Raw genomic sequence first — 25,469 nt, forward strand, 5'->3', positions numbered from 1 at the left:
TAGAATACCTTATTACAGTAAAAAGCAAACAAAAAATGATATCATATTTCATAAAACAAATACTGCAAAAAAGAATTACCCATATAAACTACTTAACAAAATACCCAAACGAAGTACAACAAAAAATACTCTACAACCTCATAAAAAAAGCACAAAAAACAGAATACGGTAAAAAATACGGATTCTCAAGCATACATACATACTCTCAATTCTCTTCTCAAGTTCCAATAGTGGTATACGAAGAACTATTCCCATATATAGAACGCATTATGAAAGGAGAATCAAATGTTCTATGGAATTCAAAAATACAATGGTTCTCAAAATCTTCAGGTACTACAAATGCAAAAAGTAAATTTATCCCCGTTTCCTACGAAACCTTATACGAATGCCACTTTAAAGGAGGAAAAGACCTCCTCTCTTTTTACATAAATAATTACCCCGATACAAAAGTTTTTACCGGAAAAGGACTTACTATAGGCGGAAGCCAACAAATAAACCCACTGAATACCACATCCAAAACCTACTATGGAGATATATCCGCCGTCATTCTAAAAAACCTCCCAATATGGACCAAAATATATACCACACCTACTCTCAAAGTTGCTCTTATGGATAAATGGGAGCATAAAATAGAAAAAATAGCCCAAGAAACCATATCCCAAAATATTACAAATATATCAGGAGTCCCTACATGGACAGTAATACTCCTCAAAAAAATATTAGAAATAACAAAAAAAAATAATATTTTAGAAGTATGGAATAATTTAGAACTTTTTGTCCACGGTGCTGTTAATTTTGAACCCTACAAACCCATATTTCAAAAACTGATCCCTACAAATAATTTTCACTATTTAGAAACATACAATGCCTCCGAAGGTTTTTTTGCAATACAAGACCTACCAGAATCAAGGGAAATGCTCCTCATGGTAGATTATGGAATCTTTTACGAGTTTATAGAAACCCAATATAATGAAACCCTCAATCCCAAAATTATCCCATTATCCGAAGTAGAACTCAATACAAACTATTCCATAGTTATAACTACCAACTCAGGACTTTGGAGATATAAAATAGGAGATACTATCAGATTTACATCTCTGAACCCCTACAGAATTAAAATCACAGGACGCACAAAACACTACATAAACGCCTTCGGAGAAGAACTTATAATAGAAAACGCAGAAATATCCATAGCAAATGCTTGTGAAAAAACCAACGCAATCTTTTCTAACTTCACTGCCGCCCCATTCTACTTTGAAGAAAATAAAAAAGCATACCACGAATGGTTCATAGAATTTGACAAGGAACCCGAAAATATAGAACTTTTTACCGAAACATTAGATAATGCATTAAAAAAACTCAACTCCGACTACGAAGCAAAAAGAGAAAAAGACCTTGCCCTCCAAAAACCATATATACACGTCCTCAAAAAAGGAACTTTCTACGAATGGATGAAAACAAAACAAAAACTCGGTGGACAAAATAAAATCCCCCGACTCTCTAATGATAGAGAATATGTTACCGACTTATTTCAGTTTATACAGAAACAAAAAAATATATAAAATGATTACTTTCTTATTTTCTATCGCTGTTATTGCTCTCTTTTTTATACTTATGTCCGTAAGAATATTATTCCTGAAAGATGGTGAATTTAAGGGAACTTGTGCCTCTCAAAATCCATATCTCCAAAAAAACGGAGAAACTACCTGCGGATACTGCGGCAAAACTATCAATACAGATACCGAATGTAACAAAATTATCCTCAAGAAGAACATCTAACCACCGAATCGGCTCGCTATAAAAAACTAAAAAGAGTACCCTATTGCAAAATGTAAAAGAGATATATCTGCTAACTTATATCTATTATAAAACTCAAATATCCATTTTTCAGAAGGAGTTTTGCTCGGGTCATACAGTTTAAAAGCATAATCTAATCTTATCAAAAGAAAAGAGAGATTAAACCTCAATCCTATTCCCCCGCCAACAGCTATTTCTGTTAAAAACCTATTTACTTTAAAATCTGCATTGTCTCTTTCATTATCTTTCTCTGAAAGCCATACATTTCCAAAATCAATAAAAGGAGCCCATTCCAATATATTGATTATCTTTTGCCTCATCTCAATACTTCCTTCCAAAAGAATATTACCCGGACGTTCCGTTATAGACGTATCTGGATTAGAACCAGGTCCTAATCTGCGTGGATACCATGCGCGTATTCCATTACTTCCTCCTACAAAAAAATGTTTTGTGTATGGAATATCTACCCCAGTGCTTTTGCCATTATAGTTGAGTATTATCCCCGAATTGAATCTATAAGCAAGGGTAATCCCTTTATGAAAAATAATACTTTTTTTATAGTCAATACCTAATCTTACATATTGAAATGACTGTTTATCTTCTCCTATTATTTTTTTTATCCCTAAGTAATCTAAACTATATGCTATTTCTAAAAATATATTATAAGAAGTATTGTGAATCCTCCCTTTTATATTTTTACTTTGAACACTCTGCATACTTATACCACTATTCGTTATGAAAGATGAATTTATAGAATTTTTCAGAACAGGAAAGCTGTCTATATCTTGCTGAAAAGCTTCAGAAACTTGATACCCCAACAAACTTCCTTGTAAAATATTGATAGAATATTTTTGTTTTTTATTTGTTAATTCATCATTATTTTCTAATCCATATAAGAAAGAAGCATTCAAAGCATCTGATTTATAGGTCCTCTCTCGGGTTATGAATCTATCTAAAACACTATATCCTCCCGAAAATTGAGTATGAGTATTTTTATATTGGATATTTTTTGGCACTATTTTTGAAATAAAAAGTATCTCAGGGAAAGATATGTTTATATTCGCTCCGTATTCAAAATTTCTATATACATTATCTGCATCATATATAACAGGGAATAGCCCATCAAATAAGCCCTGAGCAGATATTTCCAAAATATCTAATCTTCTTAACAGATTCCTTGCCTTAAAACTTACACTACCAAAAGGTCCTAAGAGACCTTGTATTAAATTTATTCCTCCTTCTACTTTTGTATTATATTTTTTTAGTTTTTCAGCATAAATGGTGACAGAATTTTTGGAATGGGTAGTATCAAACTTAAAATTTACTGATTTGTAAATATCAATACGAGAAAAATTTTGTTGAGTAAAAAAATTATTTTGATATCTATACATTTGATGGGGCTTTATAAGTATCTTGGAAATAAGTGTTTTGGTTCTCGTATTTGCTTCAAAATAAATACCTTTATAAAAAGAATGTTTGGGATCCCACTGTTTATCATCTGTAAATTCTATAAATGATACCGAATCTATGGTTATTTTTTTAGAAACAAGAGGCGACTTCTTATTTTTAAGAATTTCTACAATCACAATGATTTTGTTGCTTTTGAGGGTATGGGTATCTATTTTAAAAAGTACAGATTCTATCGAAAAATAAAAATATCCATTATTTATTAACAGATTAAAAATTCTCCTCCTTTCATTTTCAATACTTTGAGTAGAGTATCTGATATTTTTTTTAAAAAAGGACTCATTTTTATGAGCATCAATAAGAGAATGTATAGAGGAATCGGATATATTATAGAAAAGAGAATCTATAGTATAATGTTTTTTTTCATCTATCCTATACGTGACAAAAACTTTATGAGAAACTTCTTTTGTTTCGGGATATACTTTTGCGTTAAAGTAACCCTCGTTGTAAAGGTGCTGCTGAATCCTATCTACTGTTATTTTAGTAAAATCAGGTTGGTATATCGCAAGTTCTTCTCCCCACCTCATAAATGTGGTTCCATTTTTTATAACGCTCTGTATGTTCTCTGTCGCTTCTGTTTGTTTACTATCTATTTTTTTTTTTTTTTCTTCTGTTCGTTCTTTTACTTTTTTTATTTTCCTCCCGTAAAAATGCTCTTTTTTTTTCTTCTCTTCCTCTCTCTTTTGTGTAGTATTCTTATACCTATTTTCTATCGATGTGAGTGCTTCTGTTTGTTTCATAAGAACCCTTTGTATCTGTCTTTCACCTATTTTCTCTCTTTCTTGTTTTTTTTGTGCATACATATATTCTGTTTTCTCTATTTTTTTTTTGAGAGAATCTATATTATATCTTTTTTCTCCATACTTATAAAGATGTGTATAGAGAGGAAAACCTAAAATTCTTTGATTAGGAACTTGCCTAAAAAATGTTTTTAACTTACTTCTATCTAATTTTGTTCCTCCTTTTATATTTTGAGAAAATAAAATCTTCTCATCTTTTTTGAGATATATATTCTCAGAACAGGAAGTAAAAAGAAACAGAAGAAAACAAACACAACCGTGAAAAAAAAATCTTTTATGATAAAAAATAAACATTTATAATATGATATCTAAGGTAAAAATAAAACACATTCAATCACTCCAAGAAAAAAAAAAACGATACTCTGAAAAACTTTTTGTGGTGGAAGGAAAAAAATCTTTATTAGAAATATGGAACTCATCCTTTCAAATAATGGAACTTTATGTGACCAAAGATTTTTTTTATGAAATAGAACATCTACAAACCAACAATATCAAAAATATTTTTATAATATCTCAAAACGAACTCAACTCCATTTCATTTTTAATGAAAAATAATACAGGTATTGCAATAGTAAAAATGCCTGAATCCCCATTTTCTTTGCCTCATGCTGATGAATGGACTATTTTTTTAGATTCTATAAGCGACCCAGGAAATATTGGAACTATTATTCGCATCGCAGATTGGTATAATATACAAAAAATATACGCATCTCCCGATACTACTGACATTTTTTCTCCAAAAGTAGTACAAGCATGTATGGGATCTATCACAAGAGTCCATTTTTTTTATACTCCATTAATACCCATATTAGGACAAAAACAATGCACTGTCTATGGAGCAACATTAGACGGCGAATCTTTACACAATACAGCATTTCAAAAAAAAGGAATACTCCTCGTTGGCAATGAATCCAAAGGCATCAGCCAAGAATGTATCTCTTTTATTGATAAAAAAATCACTATACCGAAGTTTGGAAATGCAGAATCTCTGAATGTAGCAGTTGCTACGGGAATTATTTGTGACGCTTTTATGAGATCATGAGTAAGATCTATTGTTTTTGAGAGCTTGCCCTTCTTGCCCTTTTATACCAAAGATACATAACTACCCCTATCAATATATAAGGAGTACTCAAAAGATATAAAATCCCCGCATTGAGATTCTCCCCTACCTCTACCGTATTATGCTCTGTGATGTGTGTTTCTATATTACTTCTACACATAGAGCATTGTGCATCCGTCTTTTTTACCAAAAAAAACACTAAAAAAATAAAAAGAAATATCTTTTTTTGAAGTGATAACATACTATTTACTATCGAGATAATGGTTATAATGGAATAGATAATATCTTGTTTAATATCATTAATAATAGAGTCACCAGAGCAGGTAACCCCTGCACAAAAAATATTTTTTTATTTACTGTGAAAGACCCGAAAATTCCGGCGATAGAAACACATACTAAAAAGAAGTACGCTACGTAACTTTTCCATTCCACATCTTGAATGCATAAACTCCACACTAAACCTGCTACCAAAAAACCATTATAAAGCCCTTGATTAGCTGCAAAAGCCTTTGTTTTTGAAAATAATTCCTTAGAAAAATGAGTGAATATCTTTGGACCTCTTGTTGTCCATGCGAACATTTCAAACCAAAAAATATAAGTATGAAACAAAGCTATTATGCAAATGAAAAAATGAATGATGAACCACATAGTTTATGAGTCTTTATGCTCTTAATAATATAGAGAATGGTAAAAAAAATAAAATAATAATGAGTATACTCCAAAAAATCACCTTTACAGAAATCAGAAATATTGAGTTTTAAAATTATTGACAATCAAACATTTACAAAACTATAAGTGCATCAAAAAAGAATTTTTGTAGAGGACTCAATAACATAGTATTTATTTCGGTTACTCTTGATATATGTTCAAAATTTTTGTTAATTTAAACTTGTAAAAATCATACAAGTACATAAAATAATAAATACTTCCTAATATATTATGTACTTAATTGGGAAAAAGATAAAGGTGGGTTCTAAAAATTGATTTCTTCAAAAAAAGTGTTGGTAACTATTGGTTTTTAAGGGATACAGTTTTTAGGATTTGAATTTTTAGAACGCCCCAACACATTTTTTTATAAATTTATCTCTATTTAACGCTCTCAAAATTATTACTATGGGAACAAAAAACAACATACGATAAAAAATTAAGTACTTGTACATATATTAACTAAGGAAATTATTTTGGTGCTTCAAAGCAATGAAAAAACATGATTAAAGAATATAAAAAAGAAAATAGGGAGATATATTCCAATAAAGTTTTAGTAGACGATGTGATACGAGGTATAAAAGTATTCAGAATATTATCTGAGAAATATAGAAATAGAAGAAACGATACGGATTGAGATTACATCTTATATAAAAGAGGTTTATTTATTTTTAAGAAAACAAGAGATGGTGCTTACTATATTGAAAAAGATACCTCAACCGCTTCGGTTACGTATAGCTGTGGGTTCTTTTTTTTTCTTTTTTGGAATGACTTTTGCAAGCTGGGCTTCTCGTATTCCTGATATTCAAACGTACTTTCTGTTGTCAGATGCAACATTAGGGAATATGCTGTTGATAATTCCTATAGGGAGTTTGCTTGCGTTGTTATCAACGGGTTATCTCATTCAGAGGTTTGGCAGTAAGCGAGTTCTTGTGTCTGCGATGGTTTGTTATATGTGTTTATTGCTCTGTATTGGGGTTGTAAAAAGTATATATATACTCTGTGGAGTGCTTTTGATATTTGGTTTTTGTGGTAATGTGTTAAATATTTCTATGAATACTCAGGCGTTGTTGGTTCAGAAAATATATGGTAAGATTATCATAGCCAGTTTTCATGGATTATGGAGTTTATCGGGTTTTGTAGGTGCTTTTATAGGGTTATTTATGACCTCATATAGTATAGTTCCTGCGTATCATTTTTTTTTGATGTTATGCTTTGTGTTATCGGGAGTACTCTTAGTGCATTCGTTTCTTTCTTCGGATAAGCCTGCCAATAGTATTGAAAAAAAGAAGATAGTATTTTATAAGCCCGATTCTGCATTGGTAAAAATAGGAGTGATAGCATTTTGTGGTTTAGTGTGTGAGGGCTGTATGTTTGATTGGAGTGGAGTGTATTTTAGAGATGTAGTAAAAGTAGATAAAGAGTTGATATTAGTGGGGTACTCTGCGTTTTTATTTACGATGGCTATGGGGAGATTTATAAGTGATACCATTACAAATATGATGGGGACAAGGCGTATGCTTATTATAAGCGGAATACTTATGTGTAGTGGTCTTCTTCTTGCAGTTCTGTTTCCGTCTTTGGTATTTGCCACTTTGGGGTTTACTTTGGTGGGTTTGGGGAGCTCTTCTGTTGTTCCTGTTGCGTATACTATTGCAGGTAATTCTCAAAAGATACCACCAAGTTTTGCTCTTTCTCTGGTTTCTTCTATTGGTTTTTCAGGTTTTTTATTTGGACCGCCCCTTATAGGCTACATTTCTCATTATAGTAATCTTCGATATTCTTTTGCTGTAGTAGCAATGATAGGAGGTTTTATAGTACTTCTTACTTTTTTCATGAAAGAGAAAAAATAAGTTTGTGTATATAGGTGCAATTTTTTTTAATTTTTAGAGAAAATATAATACATGAATGATTTACAATGTTAAAAGTATGAAATTTTATTATATTTTTTGTGTAAGGTAAGTATATTATTTTCAAATGTATATATTGACGTTGTCCATTGTATATAAAACTTGAAAGTTAACAAATTATTGAGTTTCTCATTTTTTATGGTTCATATTATAGTAACAAATTAAAAATAAAATGCAAGATAGCACATTAAAAAAGATGCTTTTTTATTGTTTTTTCAAAGTAAAAAAACAAGGAGTATGTGTATTAATAAGTGGGGTTCTCTTAGTAAGCTGCGAGAAAAAGATCGAAGTCCCAATTTATAATGCAGGAGATTTAGTAAGTTTTTCTCTTGTAGGCGATACTCGTACTATTGCAGATTTAACATCGGTAGCAAATTTAGTAAAGAGTGTTGGACTCACCTTTGACGCAACAGAGATAAAATATGATGTAGATCTCTATACCATAGTTTATAAAACGACTTACAAAGGAGAACTCGTAGATGCTTCGGGGTTAGTGGCATTACCTAAAAATACAACTAAAGCATTTGGAATGTTTAGTTATCAGCATGGGACTATAGTTGCCCATTCTGAAGCTCCAACCCAAAATGCAGGGAATCTTACTTCTGAGGTATCTTTAGTAAATGTTCTTTCGGGAACGGGATTTATTGGAGTAATACCTGATTATATAGGATTTGGTGCATCGAAACAAATTTTACATCCATACTATGTGGCTGATGTAATGGCAGGTAGTGTGGTAGATATGCTGAAAGCAGCTAAAAAACTATCCACAGATAAAAACGTGATATTTAATAATAAACTATTTTTAGTTGGTTATTCCGAAGGAGGATACGTGACAATGGCTACACATAAATATATTGAAAAAAATGGATTAGATGGTTTTCAATTAACAGCATCTTTTCCAGCTTCGGGAGGGTATTATGTAAAAAAAATGCAGGAGAAATTTTTTACTCTTACCCAGTATGATAATCCATTCTATATAGCGTTTGTTGCACTTTCCTATAAAAACACGTATAGTTGGACAAATCCATTATCTGACATGTTTCAAGAACCATACACATCGAAACTCGTCTCCCTTTTTGATGGAACAAAAAAAAGTAGTGATATTAACAAGGAACTTACCACTAGTATTCCCAATCTTATTAATGCCGATGCCATTAAAAATTTTGATACCGATGCTAAATATAAAAACATGAGAGATGCTCTTGTTTCTAATAGTTTGATAGATTGGACACCGAACATTCCTATGTATATGTATCATGGGGATGCAGATGTAACTGTTTTTTATGAAAACTCTGTAGATACTTATAATCTTTTTTTAAGCAAAGGAGCAAAAAATGTCACTCTCACAACAATACCAAACGGAAATCATCTGACTTCGGTTTATCCATATATAAATGATGTAGCTGCTAAGCTATTGATGTTACGATAATTAATGAATACTACTTTTCGTGATGTGGAAGAATATATTCATAGTTTTCCACAAGATGTTCAAGAGATATTGCAAAAAATACGTGTGATTATAAAAGAGAATATTCCTGAGGTATCAGAGCAGATAAGTTATGGTATGCCTGCGTATAAATTATATGGAAAACCACTTGTGTATTTTGGAGCTTATAGACATCATATAGGATTCTATGCTACTCCATCGGGTCATTCGGAGTTTGCTGAAGAACTTTCACATTATAAACGAGGGAAAGGTTCTGTTCAGTTTCCTATTGATAAACCTATTCCTTTTGATCTTATATCTCGTATAGTGAAATTTAGAGCCATGGAAAATCAGAAAAAGGAAACCAAGTCATCTTTTCAAAGAGGATAGAAAGAGACTTTATATACTCCCAAAGAAAGAACGTATTTATTATATGGTACTTTTCAAAGCAGTATTTATATCATATATGAGGTCATCGCTATCTTCTATTCCTATACTTAATCGGATGAGATTATCTGTGAGTCCATTTTTGAGGCGTTCTTCTTTAGGAATGGAAGCGTGTGTCATACTTGCGGGATGATTTATGAGAGATTCTACCCCACCTAAACTTTCTGCCAATGAAAATATAGAAGTAGAAGAGAGAACCTTTTTTATATATTCGGGATTTGTATTTTTGAGAGTAAAGCTGAGCATTGCTCCAAACAATCTCATTTGTTTCTGAGATACTTTATATCCTGGGTGGTCGGTAAACCCATTCCAAAATACTTTTTCTACTTGTGTGTTTTCTTTGAGAGCGTATGCTATTTTTTCTGCATTGAAACAGTGTCTTTCCATCCGCAAATGTAGAGTTTTTAATCCTCTTAATACTAAAAAACAATCTTGTGGTCCGGGAACTGCCCCGCAGCTTTTTTGAATAAAATAGAGTTTATCTCTGAGTTCCGAATCATTCATCATCAAAGCACCTTGTATGACATCACTATGTCCGCTCATATATTTGGTAGCAGAGTGCATCACAATATCTGCTCCTAAGGTAAGAGGATTTTGAATATATGGGGATGCAAATGTATTGTCAACGGCGGTAAGGATATTTTTTGCTTTTGCGATAGAGGTTACTTGTTCTATATCTATTATGTTTATAAGAGGATTGGTAGGGGTTTCTATCCATATCAGTTTTGTTTTTTGGGTTATATATGGGATTATATTTTTTGGATTTTCCATATTTACAAAATGAAATTTGATGCCAAATGGTTGGAATATTTTTAGAAATATTCTATAGCTTCCTCCATACAGATCATTACAGGCAATAACTTCATCACCTGGTTTCAAAAGTTTGAGAACCGCATCCGTAGCTGCCAAACCACTGGAAAAAGAAAGTCCATATTTTCCGTTTTCTAAAATGGCTATGGCTGTTTCTAATGCTGTTCTGGTGGGATTTTGAGATCTTGCGTATTCATATCCTTTATGAATTCCGGGGCTTTCTTGGACGAAAGTAGAAGTTTGATAAATGGGTGTCATTATTGCTCCTGTGGTCGGGTCGGGTTGGACACCTGCATGGACGGCTTTTGTTGCAAATTTTGTGTCTTTTATTTTCATTTTGTATAAAGTATGTTTTTATGTATGGTATGAGACAAATCCATTCATTCTCTTATTATGTTGATTATATATTACTAAAATGGTTTATTGATTATTATTTTCTCTGTTTTTAATACATTTTGCTTTTGAAGCACATAACCATAATATATATTTTTTCGATAAATTTTGAGTAAAAATAGTTTTTAAAATGTATAAATAATATATATTATTTACTCGCCTTACGCAAAAGCAAAAATATCATAAAAATTCATGCCTTTAACGTTGAGTCCACCCAGAAAGTTTTCTTTTGATAAGTTTATAACTTTGTAAAATTTGATTATCAATAGTTTTAAAACTCAATATTCTTGTAAAAAAGACTTTTCGGACTCTTTATCGTATCTGCTCATTATTGTTATTCTATTGCAATAGTAATATCTTGTGTTCTAGGCTGAGAGACACAGCAGAGTATGTAGTTATTTTGTCTTTCTTCATCGGATAAGCTATCTATTTCTTTCATTTGCACTTTTCCTGTTATAAGTTTTCCTCTACATGCGGTGCAGATACCACTTTGACAGGAGTATGGCATATCTATGTTATGGGATAGTCCTACTTCTAAAATGGTTTTATTATGAGGGACATCTATAAAAAACTCCTGCCCTTGTAATAAAATAGTGACTTTACTGGATTTTGAATTTGTGGGAGCAATATTATCATTGGATTCATCATCGGGAAAGGATACAAATACTTCTTTATGAATGGTATTTTTTGGTATTCCTAATGTTTGTAAGCTTTCTATTATTATATCCATCATCGGGGCGGGTCCGCATGTATAGTATTCTTTTGCTAATGGAACGGTATCTGATACTTCCTGTACTAGAGATTTTATGATGTCATGTGTGATAAATCCTTTGTATGTTTCATAGTTTTCAAATGGTTGTTCTAGTATATGTATTATTTGCAATCTTTGGGGATTTGTATTTTGGATATGCTCTAATTCTTTTCTAAAAATAATAGATTCAAAGTCCCTATTTGCATATACGAGTAATATCTTGCTTTGTGGTTCTTGATGGATGATGGATTTCACCATCGAAAATAGGGGGGTGATACCGCTTCCTCCTGCAAAAAAGAGAAGATGTCTTTTATTTTTTGGAGAACAGGTTACGGTAAAATTCCCTAAGGGTGGGATAATTTGTAAGGTATCCCCCGCCCGAAGTGTCTTGTGAATGAACTCAGTCATAACACCGTTGGGGATTTTTTTAATGGCTACAGATGGGAATTCTTTTAAGAATGGAGAAGAGGAGAGAGAATATGCTCTTTTGTATTTTTTTCCCCTTTTTTCTAATAAAAAGGTTATATACTGGCCTGGTTTATAGGTCAGTTTATGAATATCTTCAAAGATAATGGCAATTGTGTCTTTTGTAAGAGAATGTATTTCTTTTATTTTGAGAGTATTGGTGCTTTTGTTTTTTGTAAAAAGATTCATTTGTAAATAAAGTTTTGTGAGTGGGTTTAATGAAAATATTTTTACATTACCTTTCTTTTATTATTTTTTCTGTTTTCAATATTCTTCCTCCTTCTCCATACATTATTACTATGTACTCTCCTTTTGAAAGATGCTTGATATCTATTTTCCATTCTAAAGGTGGTATTATCCGTTTTGAAAGCAGGAGTATTTTTCCAGATTTATCGTATATTTTGTATGCTTCTATTTTCACGTTACTTTTTATAGTGATGTAGTCCTTGGCAGGGTTAGGGTAGAGTTTTATGGAGGAATTATAGGTTTTTATAAGGGTCAATGGATCTCCGAATTCTGTAATAGTTATTATTTTTTCTTGGCTATTGGCAGGATTATATTCTGCATTTCCATTTTGAAAAGCGGTAACGGTGACTGTTCCGACTCTCATGGTAGTAATAGTATTACCTGTTATAGTTAACAAGTTACTATTTGCCATATAACTCACAGGCAAACTGCTACTTGCTGTTGCAAGCAGAGTATAAGTGCTATTGATAGAAAGAGTAGGCACATCGGGAAAGGTTATACTTTGAGTTTTTTTATTTGGGTCTATAATAATAAATTGTCTTCGGATGCTTTCGGCATCATAAAATTCATCTCCTGTATTGTAGGCAGTTATTTCTACTGCTCCGGTTGATACTATGGTTACTGTATTTTTGGACAAGGATACAACATTACTGGAGGTAGAAAACAGTATTTCAAGATAACTTTGGGAAGTAGCGGTGAGAATAAATGGAGCATCTCCAATGCTTTTGTGAGGGATTTCTAAAAATACTATATGCTGGCTTTGTTTATTTATACTTATAGATGAGGTAGGAAATATTCTTAAAGATATTGTTTTCGATTCGGCGGGTAGATAGTTTTCATTTCCTGTCTGGTAAGCAGTAATACTGGTTGGACCAGCCCAAACAATATTGACTGTATTACGGGAGAGAACTATTATAGTATTCGAAGAAGAATAGCTTATGGGTAAGGAACTACTGCTTGATGCGGTTAATAGAAAAGGAGCATTTCCATACGTCTTATCAGAAAGTTGTAGAAAAGTGATGGTTTGGGTACCCTTCTGTATGGTTATTATTTGAGAAACAGAAGCCTCAAAGTAGAAATCATCCCCAAGGTTATATGCTGTGATATTGGTGGTGCCTGCTCCGTTAATGGTGGCTGTATTCTGAAGAATTCTTATAATAGCAGAAGAAGAGCTGCTGAAAGAGATGGGTAAAGCGCTATGGGATGTTGCTACCAGTATAAAAGCACGGTCCCCATATGTTCTATCTGCGGGAATATTTACAAAACGTATGCTCTGGTCCTTTTTGGTTACTTCTAAAACAAAAGTATCTTTCGCAGAAGTATAATTTGCATTACCCTTATTATAGGCTGTAATAACAACAGTACCTGTTTTATAGATAACCCCTATGGTATCTTCATAAATATCCACAATAGATGGCATAGAGCTGCTATAGAGTACTTTGAGATTGCTACTTGCAGAGGCATGATTCAGAACAAAGTAGGGATCCACAACAGTTTTTCTTTCTATCTGACGAAAGAATCTCAGTTGTTGAGGATTTTTACTCACACGGAGATCTCGAGAAACAGGTATTGCGGCATAATACGTATTATTACCTGTGGAAAGAGCTATGATAGAAGTAGTTCCCGCTGCGTGTATGTGGATAGTATTTTCATTTACTGTGGCTATTTGAGTATTAGTACTTATATATTGTATGGGAAGTGATGATTTGCTGGTAGTACTGATGGTAAATGGTGCATCTCCTAATGTCTTCTGGGGAAGGGCAGAAAATGTAATCGTATCGGCTGTTCTTATGGTAGATGAGATAACAAAACTATCCTGAGCTCCCCAAGGGCTTCCCGAAAATCCCGCATCTATTGCCTGAACACTCCAATAATATTTACCATTTGCCAAGCCACTCAACCAATATATATTTCCCTGAATGGTACCTTGACCCACTATTTTACGAATTCCATCATTCGCTCCTCCTATAAAAGCATGAGAAGAACGAATATTGTCCCTTCCTCTTGTAGTGCCTACATACAGATTGTAATTTAATGTCTTCTCAGCGGTTTCTTCATCTCGAGAACTTTCCCATACCAATGTAACCCTATTACCTGCAGAGACAGAACTCTGTAAATTACGAGGAACTCCCGGTCTGCTATTCTTATCCAAACTTTCATTCCTATACAGCTTCGCTATAGGAGTAGTAAAAACGTCAGAACCATTAAGCATTGTTCCTCCTATTATAAAAAAATCTAAGTCCCCATCGTTATCATAATCTGCAAAACTACTTCCGCCGTCCGATACAGGATAATTGCTTATTACTTCTTCTGCAGGGATAAATTCTCCATTGCTATTTTTATACAGAGAACAAACAACGGAACCCAAAGAAGAAAAATATCGAGTATATCCTGATATAAATATATCAAAGTCCCCATCGCCATCATAATCTGCAAAGTTCAGAGTAGGATATGTTAATCTTGGTATGGGGCTTGTGACTCTTGTAAGCGGAACGATACCATCATTTCTCTCTAAGAAAGAAACAGCTCTATAAGTATCATATCCAAGATATCCTCCCGCATACAGGAGGTCTCTCCTGCCATCATTATTATAATCTGCTGCAATAAATTTTCCTCTATATAGTTTTTCAACCTGCTCGGCAGTATTATCTTGTCCCCTGAAGCGTGCCATACCTGTATTATTAAATACGTACACTTCTTGTTGGCTACCATTATTACCACTCGCATTATTGGTAACGATATCTATATCCCCATCGTTATCAAAGTCAAAATCTACATGGGCATCTGCAAATGAGATACTATGACATTGAGGATTACATGAGGTAAAACCTGTGTTGTTGCTATTTTTAAAAAGAGTAGAGGAAGCACCGCTTATTCCTCCTGCAATAAATACATCCATATCACCGTCATTATCGTAGTCGTTTATACTGCTGGCTGTTCCTGTGACTCCATTTATACCACTGTTGGTATGAGAAAACGTACCATTCGTGTTCTTATAGAGAGTAGTTGGGTTTGTTGCGGAGGAAGTAAAGCTTCCTGCGATTATATCTACAAATGTATTGCCATCAATGTCTCCTATGCTGAGAGAAGCATTATTATATACAGAGTTATTAAATGTTTGACTGCTTCTCGTAAAAGCAGTTCCCCCATTGTTTGTATAGAGATTTATTCCGGCGGTAGATGCTACGAAGAGGTCTAAGTATCCATCATTATTATAATCAGCAAAGTCGCTTACAGCATTTAATTGTGGGGTAAAGGTAAAAGCAGAAGAGCTTATTTCTGTATAGAGAGGGAGCGAGACAGAGACAGATGGGGAGATGAAAGTCCTTTTGTTGAGGTGGGAAACTATTCGGCAATAGTATGTATCGGGATTGAGTTCCGTTATGACCAGAGAATCTGTATTGAGAGAAAGAACCCTCTGTTTGTATCCGGGGGCAAAGGAACTAAAATCTTTCTCTCGAGATATATCTATTCTGTATTCTATTCCCGGCATGTTGGGTATTTGTTGCCATTTCAGTACAAATCCATTGTGAGTTTGGCGGAGTATAGTAGGAATAACAAAGAGAACGCTATCTTCAGCAAATGGTCCCCCTGCCCATGCCTCATCTACTGCTTGTACTCCCCAATAATAAATTCCTGACCCGCTGACAGGAAAATGTCTCATCCAGTAGCTATTTCCTTGTATATCCCCTCTCTCTGCTATTTTTCTTCTTCCTTTATGGGGTCCCTCAGTAAAAGAATGAGATGCTCGCAGTATATTTTTGTGTTCTTTGCTACCAAAATAGAGAGTATAGCTCAGACCTTTTTGTGGTGTTTCTCTATCAGTAGCACTCTGCCAAGAAAAGGTGCTGATTCCTCCACTCCCCGAATAGTGAATGTTGAGTGGAGCGGAAGGAAGAGTATTCGGAACTGTTCCTTCATTTCTAGAGAGAATAATCCTTGTGCTAGTGCGGGAAACAATATCCAAATCCCCATCATTATCCACATCTCCAAAAATATTAACACCATGCTCGGAAGAAGTATAAGTACTCAACCTACTAAAAAAACCGGTTCCTGTATGGGTAAATATATCCACACGATTGTTTATAAGTATGTCTGTTGTGGCATCATTGTTATAATCTCCTGCAGAGAGTCGAGTGTCGGATCCTTCCAAAGCAGATAAAACAGAAGATACTCTTTGAAAAATCCCTGTGGTTCTCTCCCTATTTGGTAAATAAAAGAGTATGTCACCAGATCCTCTATTATGTCCCAGAGCAGCTATATCTATATACCCATCCTTATCTCCATCCATGATCTCCGCTGATAGTATATATATGGAATCATTATACCATATTTCATTAAAAACCCCTCCATTATTCTCATAGTATCTTGACCCAGCATAAGTACTCGCTACAGAATTAGACTGATTTCCATAATAGAACCCATCCTTATCTCCATCATTATCAAAGTCGGCAAATAACGGACCTTCGGTAGCAGATCCTACAAGACCAAAAACTCTTTGTTGCAAGAGAGAAAATCCCGTACCATCGTTACGGTAGAGAGAATTTTCAATACTTCCTCGCGCAACAGAAGAAAAGATATCCAAAAGTCCATCATTGTTGAAATCCACCAAGCTGTATAGTGATTCACTATTATTAGTAATAATAGTGCGACGAAAGGTAGGTGTGCCTGTAGCATCGAGTGAATCATTGTTTGTGAATAAAGATGTTCCCAATGCTATATCTATATCACCATCATTATCTGCATCGCCGATTGCAAATATACTACTCCCATTAACAGTAGCATCAATGCTAAAAGAGATTGGGTATTTGGTAAAAGATGTTCCTGTATTATTTTTATATATTTCTAATGTGGGAGATCCTCCTTCACGGTACAGAGACAAAAAATCCAAGTAACCATCATTATCTATATCTGCAAATGTATTATAAACAGGTATTTTAGATGTGGAATCTATTGGCATAAAAGCATTTGGTACGGTTACAAATTGTGCTTCTGTGGATGAGCATACCAGCAATAATAAAAATAAAGAAGTAAAGAGTACTAATGGTTTGATTTTCATGATTGAATATTTTAGGTTATTTAATAAGCATTTTATTAAGATGAGAGAGTAAAAATGGATTGTATTATTTTGAAAGAGTAATAATACAATGTTTTTTTATGTTTTTTTATTTTGTTCTGTTTTACATACTTTTTATTGTTTATAAGATGAGATTATTGCGAATTAAAAACATAAAAAACAAATATTGTATTTCACGAATACTATGGGCTTGAAGTTCATTTTATTTGTATTTGTTTTTTTACAAATATTACAGGGTTTAAAAAGCGACGTAGTTGTGTCATTTTTGTAGAAAAAATAAAATAGAAACAAAAGATGGGTAGCACCGAAACAAAAATATTGTAATGTATGAAGAATGAAAAAAAATAAAGATGGGTTCTAAAAATTAAAATTCTAATTGACCTCCCCTCCACGAAAACGTGTTAGGTTTTCAAAACCTAACACGTTTTCGTGAGGGGTTGGGGGAGGTCAAAATATACCAATTACTTCTTCAACCTTATTTACCAACAAAATAAGGTAATTTTGAATTTTTAGAACCCTCCTAAAGAGTATGAATCTTACAGGACAAGAAAAGGGATGTCTTTATTGGTATTATAAAAATTGTTTTTCTTACCATTTTGTATGTGAAAAGTTATGAAAAGGGATTTCATAACGAAGAGTAATGGAGAAATTGATTTTTGGAAGAGGTCTGTATTCTAAAATTTCATAATCTGTATTGAGTATATTGTTCACAGAAAAAATAGTAAAAAAATGATTCCATGTATATCCAATAGAAGCATTCCAAATTATATAAGCAGATAGGGTGTTTTTATTGTCTAAGCTGGTAAAGCGTTTTCCGGTATAAGAGATATAATTTTGTATTTCTACATTTTTTAGGAGGAAAGAAAGAGAATAGGTTCCATTATGGATGGGATAGTAGGGTAAGTATTTTTGAAAATACCCTTCTGATGTATCATTTATAAGGGCTTGGGTGAAAAAATAATGTATATTTTGTTTGAGAATAAAGAAAGAAAGTTTTTTTACTAAAGAAAAAGAAAAGTGTATACCTGAAGAATATACTTTGCGAATATTTTGTGGTATCCAATAATTATTTGTTTGGTGAGGTGACCAGAGAATCCAATCATGTATCCAGTGATGAAAATAGGTAATTTCTATTTCTGCATTGGTTTTTGGGGTTTTGAATATTCCTAATGCTCCTATATCTATATTCCATCCTATTTCAGGACGTATATCGGGGTTTCCTCCTGGAACCCAGTACCTTTCATTTGCAGAGGGATATCTATAACTTCTATTGATTTGGTTTTTGAGAAAGATACTTGTTTTTTCTTTGGCAAGAACTTTCAAAGTTTGCCCTAAGGAGGGGGTAAAAGGTATAAAAGAGCTATTTATAATCGTCATTCTATAATAAGCACTTATTTTCCACTTCGGGAAGGGGATCCATGTAGCTCCTAAAAAACCCTCTAATCTTGTTTCTTGCTTATCGGCTGTATAATAGGGAATTTTCAAAAGAAGATGCCTCATAAAAATTCCATACTGTATATCTAACTGTGAATACAGAGCGTATTCGCTTTGTAATTTTCCTAAAAATTGATGGGTAGTATTGTATGTAGTATTGAACAGTAAGAGGTCGTAAAAATATGCTCCTTGTATTTTATAGGTTCTTTTTTTTTTAGTAAGGGCATTATAAGAAATATTGGTTCTCACAGAACCGTCTTCTTGAGTATTTAAGGGAAGAGGGATTGTATACGGATTTATAATATTTCTAAAAAAATGAGAAGCCCATGTATCTACTTGTATATTTTTTTTTTCAGAAAGAGCGTATTGTATGCTCATTTTTATTCCTCCATTAGTAAAACTGCCGTTTTGTTGGGTTTCTATGGGATTATTGGGCTTGGTATTATTTCTATAAGAATACTTATTTGCAGAACTTTGATAAAAAAATGCGGTATGAAAAGAGAATTTTTTGAAAGCAAAAGCTCCTTTCAGCCCCAGTAAATAGGTATCAAAACTCCCTCCCTTTCCTAAAAAAGAGATACCGTATTTGTGAGGCATATCTTCTTCTATTTGAATACTTCCTCCTATAGCTCCCGATCCAACGAAAGCACTACTTCCTCCATAATGTATAGATATATTCTCCGTCAGAATAGGGGAAATGAGAGCAAAATCATACTGCCCTAAAGAGGGGTATTCTACGGGGAAGCCATTCCACAATAAAGAAGTATGCTGAGAGCTGGTACCTCTCAAGCTAATAGAGGAGAGCATGCCATTGCCATAGTTGTTAAAAAATATACCTTCTTGCTGCAGAACTTCAGAGAGGGAAGAGAAGTTCATTTTTTGTATATCCAAAGAATCGGAATAGGTAACCCGAAATCCTGTTGCATAATTTGTTGGTTTGAGAGAATGTATATATACATCTTTGAGAAAAATAGTATCGTTTTGGGCAGATACATTCAAGCAACCTATATATAGTAGAAGAAGCACAGGGAGAGTATTTTTTTTCATAATTTATAGAAATGTGGTGGCTTGTATTTTTCTTTATGAAAGTGGGTCTGAAAATTTATTTTTGTAAAAAAACAAAAAAAGAGAGCATTTATGAGACGCTCCTTCTTATTATTTACAATTCATAATTTCCTTCTCAATTCATAACTTCTTTTCGCTCTTAATAACATTGAAACTGGTAAAAAAATAAAATAATAACATACTATTTATTTTGGTTATTTTTGGCATATGTTCCAATTTCTTTTCTAATTTTAACACATAAAAGTGATACAGATACATAAAATAGTACATATTTCCGAATGTTGGGATTATTTACACTCATTAAGACTGTTGCGAAAGGATAATTCTACTATGCAATAAATCTCTCATTTTAAGGGATTAGGATAAACTTATGTAAAAATAAGGTGTGTGTTTTAGTTTCACAACGGTCTTATTGTATGTGATTTTTTTTGAGTGGGTATACAATACAAGAAAGAGAGGCAGAGCAGCTTTAGAAAAAATTATTTGGCTTCTTTTACAACTGGATTTGAGAGCTTATGAACAATGTATTTTAGCAGTATACATCCTATTAAGAGGGGAGTTTAATTGTATCTATTGAGTACAACCACCTTTTTGTTTTTTTGTTTAAAAATACAAATATACCACAAAGTTCACAAACAAAACACGCTTTAAAACGTGGCTGTATGTTATTATTTTGATAGCCTTATGAGGCAAAAGACGGCATAATTAATCATATCTTGGTAGATGGATTTGACATTTTCTGAAACGAGAGTCATACCATCATTATCTTCTATTTGCTTTATCCGTAATAGTTTCATAAGGATAATATCGGTCATGGAGCTTATTCTCATTTCTTTCCATGCTTCATCGTAGTCGTGGTTTTTATTTGCTAGCAGAGTAATAATTTCTTGTATGCAAATATCGTAGAGTGTAGGTCCGTTCTCAAAAGAAAAATCTGCATCTGTATTCTCTTCTCTATATATCAAAAAAAGAGCCATGAGGGAATAATTTACTATTCCCATGAAGTCAAAGGTAATATCTTCATCTACTTTCTTGTTTTTTTTTTCTTGGATGCTTCGGATTCGCATTGCTTTTATATAGATTTGGTCGGTAAGAGAAGGCAGACGTAGTATTCTCCACGAAGTGCCGTAGTCCTTGTTTTTATTGATAAAGATATTTTTACACTTGTCTATTATTTTTTGAAAATCATCTAAGGTGGTATTGTTTTGCATATTGGTATTTTGGGGAGAGAGGTGATTATATATTGCTTGCGCTATGGTGCTATCAATTGGGTGTGTAATTTTTATATTTTCTGTATTTCCATCAATGAGGTTTATAGGGAAGTTCAGGGTTTCAAAGACAGAAGAGTCATCAGTCAAGGTATCGTTTTCTTTTTGGGAATATGCTTTTTTGAGAAGATGGGTTTGAAATACTTGTGGGGTTTGGATGATTTTATATTCCTTTCGGTTGAGAGATATGGAGGAATGATGTTCTATTTTTCGGATAGATTCTTTCATTTCTATACAGGGGATAGCATTTCCGTGGAGTTTGGCTTGTTCAAAAGAATGGAGTATAACTGCGGGAGAAACAAAGGGTCGGACACCATCGTGAACTGCGGTTATGCTTTCGTTGGGTATGGGTTCCAATCCATTTTTGACAGATTGGAATCTCGTGTTTCCTCCCTCTACCAAGCGATGAGGTACTTGAAAAGAGTGTTTTTGCACTAATTCTTCCCAAAGGGGAAAATATGTTTTGGGCAGGACTAAAATAATTTGGATAGTACCGTCTGTATTATGAAATACTTCTAAAGTTCTCATAAGGATGGGTTTCCCCCTTATGAGAAAAAATTGTTTCGGCACAGAGTTATTCATCCTCGTTCCTATTCCTCCCGCTACTATAATTGCGTATTGAGTATTCATTTTTGTTGTTTTTTTGTAAATATGTAAGTAATTTTTATTATTATTATAATAGTCCTTCATGGCTATCTTGGGATATTCAGTCCCGAATGGGTTGTATACAGTAGCAACGGGCTTAGCTCATCACAAAAGTATGAACGAAAGATTATAGATTCCATTTTATTTGAAATCTTGCATGAGAGTAAGTATCCCCATCAATTTCTTCTAATCCACTAAAAAGTGTTTGTACGTTCAAAATTTGCATAATACTATACCGAATGGAAAGGGAAATTTTTTTGGAAAGAGGGATTTGGGATAATATATACATAATCACTCCTGTATTGGTGTAAGAGGGAAATGAAAAGGCAAAAAGTACGTCTTTTTCATAGATATATTGTCTATTTTGAAAATCATCTACATCAAAAAAAGCACTTCGCAATGCTATGTCTATTTTTTTTGTATGGAACGAAACGTCTTGTGCAATAATATACCCGTATGTAGTGTTTCCTAAAAGATCATAATTGCTCCATTGTATTCTTGTTTTAAAGGATAGAAGCACAGTGCTTTTATGGTGAAGGTCTACAATAAAATTTCTTTTTATAGAAGAGGTGAGTGCATTTGTTTTTTTTTCTTCTTCTAAGTAGTTTATTATTTGTTCTTTGCTTCGGGCTTGAAAAAAGAGAGTTGTTTTTTTATGAGGAGTGTATGTTAATCGGAGAAGGTATTCATTTCCGTTTGTTGGTTTATCTGCATTATAGCGGATCCATGGGAAGGAAAAAAAATCATAATATCCCGTGAGTAACCATTTATTATGGAGTTTCCATTTTATTCCCCAATAGATACCTTGCTCGTTTATATTTCGGGTATTTTCTCCAAAAGCACGGGAATAGAAGCTGTGAAAATTTTTATCGTAAGAGCGAGATAGTATGCTTACTAGAAAAGAAGAATGGATGCTTATTAACATTCCTACTAAAGCACCCACTCCTCCTGATTGAGAAACGGCACTTTCTCCAAACAATTGGATATTTTTTATTTGTAAAGCAAAAAAGAAACTGGAGACAGTATTCTGTTTCCCTGCAAACTCATACTGGTTATATTGTTTATCTGATTTTTTTATTTCTGTATCATACAAAGTGTATATACTATTGATTCCTGCATAGAGGTTTTTTTTTTTCCACCAAATGGATGTTCCTATATTTTGTTCTTGTATAGAATTTCTATTTTCTAATTCTTTTGTGGTTCTGTGAAGACCGCTTGTAATAATAGAGGATACATAGCTTTCATTATTCAATGAATCGGAGGCAAAAGAACCATCTTGTGGTAAAAAAGAATAAAAAGCAAGTATATTTATGTTCTTATGAGAGTACGATGCCGCCGCTCCTCTGAAAAAACCTGTTTCTATAACCGATGTGTATGGAAGGATTCCTATATTATATTTTTTTAGAGTAAGGACGGTTTCGGCTCCCTTTCCTATTTTAAACCCTGCTCCAAAAACTAATCCTTCTCCCATCTGTATTTGAAAATCTCCTATTGCGAGTGCTTTCCATTTCCCTTTATTTTTGAGAAGTAAATGTGCGGAGTAAAAATCTGATCCGTATATATTTTGCGAGTTGTTCCAAAGACTTTCTCCCGCATCTGTCTCCATAGTAAATCCGAAGCTGTATGCGTTTCCAAATGTGCTTCTGAATCTCATGTGGTGCTGATAGGGATTTCCTTTATATCCGTTTTCTATTGTATATCCTTTTTTGAGTTGTAATGGATAGGAGCCTCTTATTAAAAGGTAGTTTTGAGAGTTTTTTATGATATGTAAAGAGCTTATTTTTTGTGATTCTTGGGTGTTTACTTCTACGAATGGAATGAGTTTTGAGATGGTCTCTACATCAAATTCAGGTATACCTTGCAGTTCATAAATGCTGATGAGCATACCATTTGTTTCTCGATAATGGAGAAAACTTTGGACTTGGGGATGGGAAAGAACATAAAGAGAAAGGAGTTGTTCTTCGCTTGCAGTATTGAGATTCAGTGGATTACTATAGAGTTGAAAAAATGTTTCATACAGTCGTTCGTAAGAAATGCTTTCTCTATCCGAAGCTTCGGTTTCTTGGGTGGGGAAGTTCTTTTCTATAAATGCCAGAATATCTATTTCTTTTTGTTTATATTCTTGAGCATATATATTATGAGTACAGATGAGAGGGAACAGAATATAAGATACGATTTTCATAAAAAATATTGTACATCATGCTACCTTCAAAAAAGAGTAATAAAGGAGCTGAGGTCATAAATAGGGACCGTAGGGATTTTTGTTTTCAGAATACTACTGCCTGCGGCGCTTCTGTATCCACCTGCACAATGCACGACTATAGGTTTATGAGTGGGTATTTCTGAAATTCTTTCTCGGAGTTCATATAAAGGGATATGTATACTTTGAGTAAATATGGTTCGTTTCTCTCTCTCTGACGGATTTCTAATGTCTATAATAGTATAATTATCAGGCTTATTTTGAAATGATGGGATATGTATTTTTTCTATTGTTTCTGTTCCAAAATCAGAGACAAAAGCCAGTTCTATTTGTGATTCATATCCAATTTTAGCAATACGTTCTATGGTATGTTGAAGTATTTCTTCGTTTTCTGCGGTAAGGTAAAAAGGTTCATGAGGAGATATAATACTTCCAAGCCATGTTTCAAATTTTAACTCGAGCATAAGATTGATAGAGTTTTTGAGATGTTTATTTTTAAATTTCTCTTGAGGGCGAGTATCAATAATAAGGACATGAGGATTGAGAGAAGTAGCACAGTTGAGACAGGTGATGGGTTCTCTTTTTTTTACTTTTAAAATACTTTCTTGAAAATTATCAGCTCCTTTTTTATTGAGAGATACATCAAAAGAAAAGTATTTAGGAACAAAAGGTTGGTCTTTGAGTAGCAGAAAAACAAACTCTTTTTCGGGCATATCTTGTAAGCTCCAGTTATTTTTTTTTTCAATGGACAAAGTTGTGATTTTGGAATCACTTACAGATTTTCCGCACAGAGTCCCCGCTCCGTGTGCTGCACATAATATGGTATCGTCAGGAAGTGTAAGTATTTTTTTTCTGAGGGAATGAAACATTGCATGGGCTAATACTTCTCTTGATGTGTTTTTATTTCCTTGTTCTTCTCTCAAATCAGGTCGACCACAATCTCCCGCAAAAAGACAATCTCCGGTAAAGAGCCATTTTTGCTCTGTATCTATATCTTTGAGTAATAAAGAAATACTATCGGGAGAATGCCCTGGAGTCATCAATACAGTGAAACTTGCTCCTCCGAAAGGGATAGGATCACCATCGTCAACCTTTGTATGGGCATAAGTGGCTGCTATATACTTACTTACATAAATGGGAGCAGAGGTTTTTTGGTGTATTTCTAAATGACCGCTTACAAAGTCCGCATGAGGGTGCGTCTCTATTATGGCTACAATGGTTTCATCCCGTTCCGAAGCATAGTCATAATATTGCTTTGGATTCCTCACAGGATCTATCAATGCTATACAACCATTATGAGAAATAGCATACGAAAAAATAGAGAGATTTTTATCTTCAAATTGTTTTATTTCCATATATTGTGTTTTATGTTTTGCTAAGTAGCCAAGCCAGGAATCGAACCTGGATCAAAAGTTTAGGAAACTTCTATTCTATCCGTTGAACTACAAGGCCCTTCATTATTAATTTTTTTTAAAATATTTGTTTATTATGTTTTATATTTGC

Annotated in this window: 17 protein-coding genes and 1 tRNA gene; 7 read left to right on the top strand and 11 right to left on the bottom strand. The window is 33.4% G+C overall.

What is annotated here, in order from left to right; genetic code table 11:
* Positions 1-35 precede the first annotated feature (35 nt).
* Positions 36-1,562: a GH3 auxin-responsive promoter family protein gene (locus QM536_01510; GenBank protein ID MDI9355688.1), complete on the top strand. Its 1,527-nt coding sequence runs from the start codon at positions 36-38 to the stop codon at positions 1,560-1,562.
* A 1-nt stretch (position 1,563) separates the two neighbouring features.
* Positions 1,564-1,779, top strand: a complete 216-nt coding sequence (locus QM536_01515; protein MDI9355689.1) for a hypothetical protein — start codon at positions 1,564-1,566, stop codon at positions 1,777-1,779.
* Positions 1,780-1,805: 26 nt separating this feature from the next.
* On the opposite strand, the gene QM536_01520 is transcribed toward QM536_01515, so the two are convergent.
* Positions 1,806-4,358, bottom strand: coding sequence for a BamA/TamA family outer membrane protein (locus tag QM536_01520; protein MDI9355690.1), 2,553 nt, complete (start codon positions 4,356-4,358; stop codon positions 1,806-1,808).
* Between the two features lie 7 nt (positions 4,359-4,365).
* Between QM536_01520 and QM536_01525 the strand changes: the two genes are divergently transcribed.
* A complete protein-coding gene (locus tag QM536_01525; GenBank protein ID MDI9355691.1) occupies positions 4,366-5,106 on the top strand; it encodes an RNA methyltransferase in 741 nt (246 codons plus the stop codon).
* Positions 5,107-5,113: 7 nt separating this feature from the next.
* On the opposite strand, the gene QM536_01530 is transcribed toward QM536_01525, so the two are convergent.
* Entirely contained in the window at positions 5,114-5,365 is a 252-nt protein-coding gene (locus QM536_01530; GenBank protein ID MDI9355692.1) for a hypothetical protein, read from the bottom strand.
* A 23-nt stretch (positions 5,366-5,388) separates the two neighbouring features.
* Positions 5,389-5,772 (bottom strand): DUF1304 domain-containing protein, encoded by a 384-nt coding sequence (locus tag QM536_01535; protein MDI9355693.1) that lies wholly within the window; start codon positions 5,770-5,772, stop codon positions 5,389-5,391.
* A gap of 559 nt (positions 5,773-6,331) precedes the next feature.
* On the opposite strand from QM536_01535, the gene QM536_01540 reads away from it, so the two are divergent.
* The 4 genes from QM536_01540 (at position 6,332) to QM536_01555 (ending at position 9,555) form a co-directional block, all read left to right on the top strand.
* Positions 6,332-6,466, top strand: a complete 135-nt coding sequence (locus QM536_01540; protein ID MDI9355694.1) for a hypothetical protein — start codon at positions 6,332-6,334, stop codon at positions 6,464-6,466.
* A gap of 49 nt (positions 6,467-6,515) precedes the next feature.
* Positions 6,516-7,682: an MFS transporter gene (locus tag QM536_01545; protein ID MDI9355695.1), complete on the top strand. Its 1,167-nt coding sequence runs from the start codon at positions 6,516-6,518 to the stop codon at positions 7,680-7,682.
* A 229-nt stretch (positions 7,683-7,911) separates the two neighbouring features.
* Complete coding sequence (locus QM536_01550) at positions 7,912-9,168, top strand: lipase family protein (protein ID MDI9355696.1); 1,257 nt, start codon at positions 7,912-7,914, stop codon at positions 9,166-9,168.
* Between the two features lie 3 nt (positions 9,169-9,171).
* Positions 9,172-9,555: a DUF1801 domain-containing protein gene (locus QM536_01555; protein ID MDI9355697.1), complete on the top strand. Its 384-nt coding sequence runs from the start codon at positions 9,172-9,174 to the stop codon at positions 9,553-9,555.
* A gap of 39 nt (positions 9,556-9,594) precedes the next feature.
* Here the strand turns inward: QM536_01555 and QM536_01560 are convergent, their stop codons facing one another.
* The 8 genes from QM536_01560 to QM536_01595 all read right to left on the bottom strand — a co-directional run bounded on the left by QM536_01560 (position 9,595) and on the right by QM536_01595 (position 25,418).
* The gene (locus QM536_01560; protein MDI9355698.1) at positions 9,595-10,758 is read right to left on the bottom strand and encodes a PLP-dependent aspartate aminotransferase family protein; all 1,164 of its coding nucleotides are present in this window, start codon (positions 10,756-10,758) and stop codon (positions 9,595-9,597) included.
* 391 nt (positions 10,759-11,149) lie between these two features.
* Positions 11,150-12,220 carry a ferredoxin--NADP reductase gene (locus QM536_01565; GenBank protein MDI9355699.1) on the bottom strand — a complete coding sequence of 357 codons (1,071 nt, stop codon included), beginning with the start codon at positions 12,218-12,220 and terminating at the stop codon, positions 11,150-11,152.
* Positions 12,221-12,266: 46 nt separating this feature from the next.
* A complete protein-coding gene (locus tag QM536_01570) occupies positions 12,267-17,336 on the bottom strand; it encodes an FG-GAP-like repeat-containing protein (protein MDI9355700.1) in 5,070 nt (1,689 codons plus the stop codon).
* A 606-nt stretch (positions 17,337-17,942) separates the two neighbouring features.
* Positions 17,943-19,835, bottom strand: a complete 1,893-nt coding sequence (locus tag QM536_01575; protein MDI9355701.1) for a TonB-dependent receptor — start codon at positions 19,833-19,835, stop codon at positions 17,943-17,945.
* 686 nt (positions 19,836-20,521) lie between these two features.
* A complete protein-coding gene (locus tag QM536_01580; GenBank protein ID MDI9355702.1) occupies positions 20,522-21,751 on the bottom strand; it encodes a 2-C-methyl-D-erythritol 4-phosphate cytidylyltransferase in 1,230 nt (409 codons plus the stop codon).
* Between the two features lie 142 nt (positions 21,752-21,893).
* Complete coding sequence (locus QM536_01585) at positions 21,894-23,948, bottom strand: helix-hairpin-helix domain-containing protein (protein MDI9355703.1); 2,055 nt, start codon at positions 23,946-23,948, stop codon at positions 21,894-21,896.
* 26 nt (positions 23,949-23,974) lie between these two features.
* On the bottom strand, positions 23,975-25,321 hold the full coding sequence (locus QM536_01590; protein MDI9355704.1) for an MBL fold metallo-hydrolase: 1,347 nt from the start codon (positions 25,319-25,321) through the stop codon (positions 23,975-23,977).
* 25 nt (positions 25,322-25,346) lie between these two features.
* Positions 25,347-25,418: transfer RNA gene (locus QM536_01595), tRNA-Arg, on the bottom strand.
* Positions 25,419-25,469: the final 51 nt, after the last annotated feature.

Source organism: Chitinophagaceae bacterium (genome assembly GCA_030053935.1).
Classification (GTDB): Bacteria; Bacteroidota; Bacteroidia; order Cytophagales; family JASGCU01; genus JASGCU01.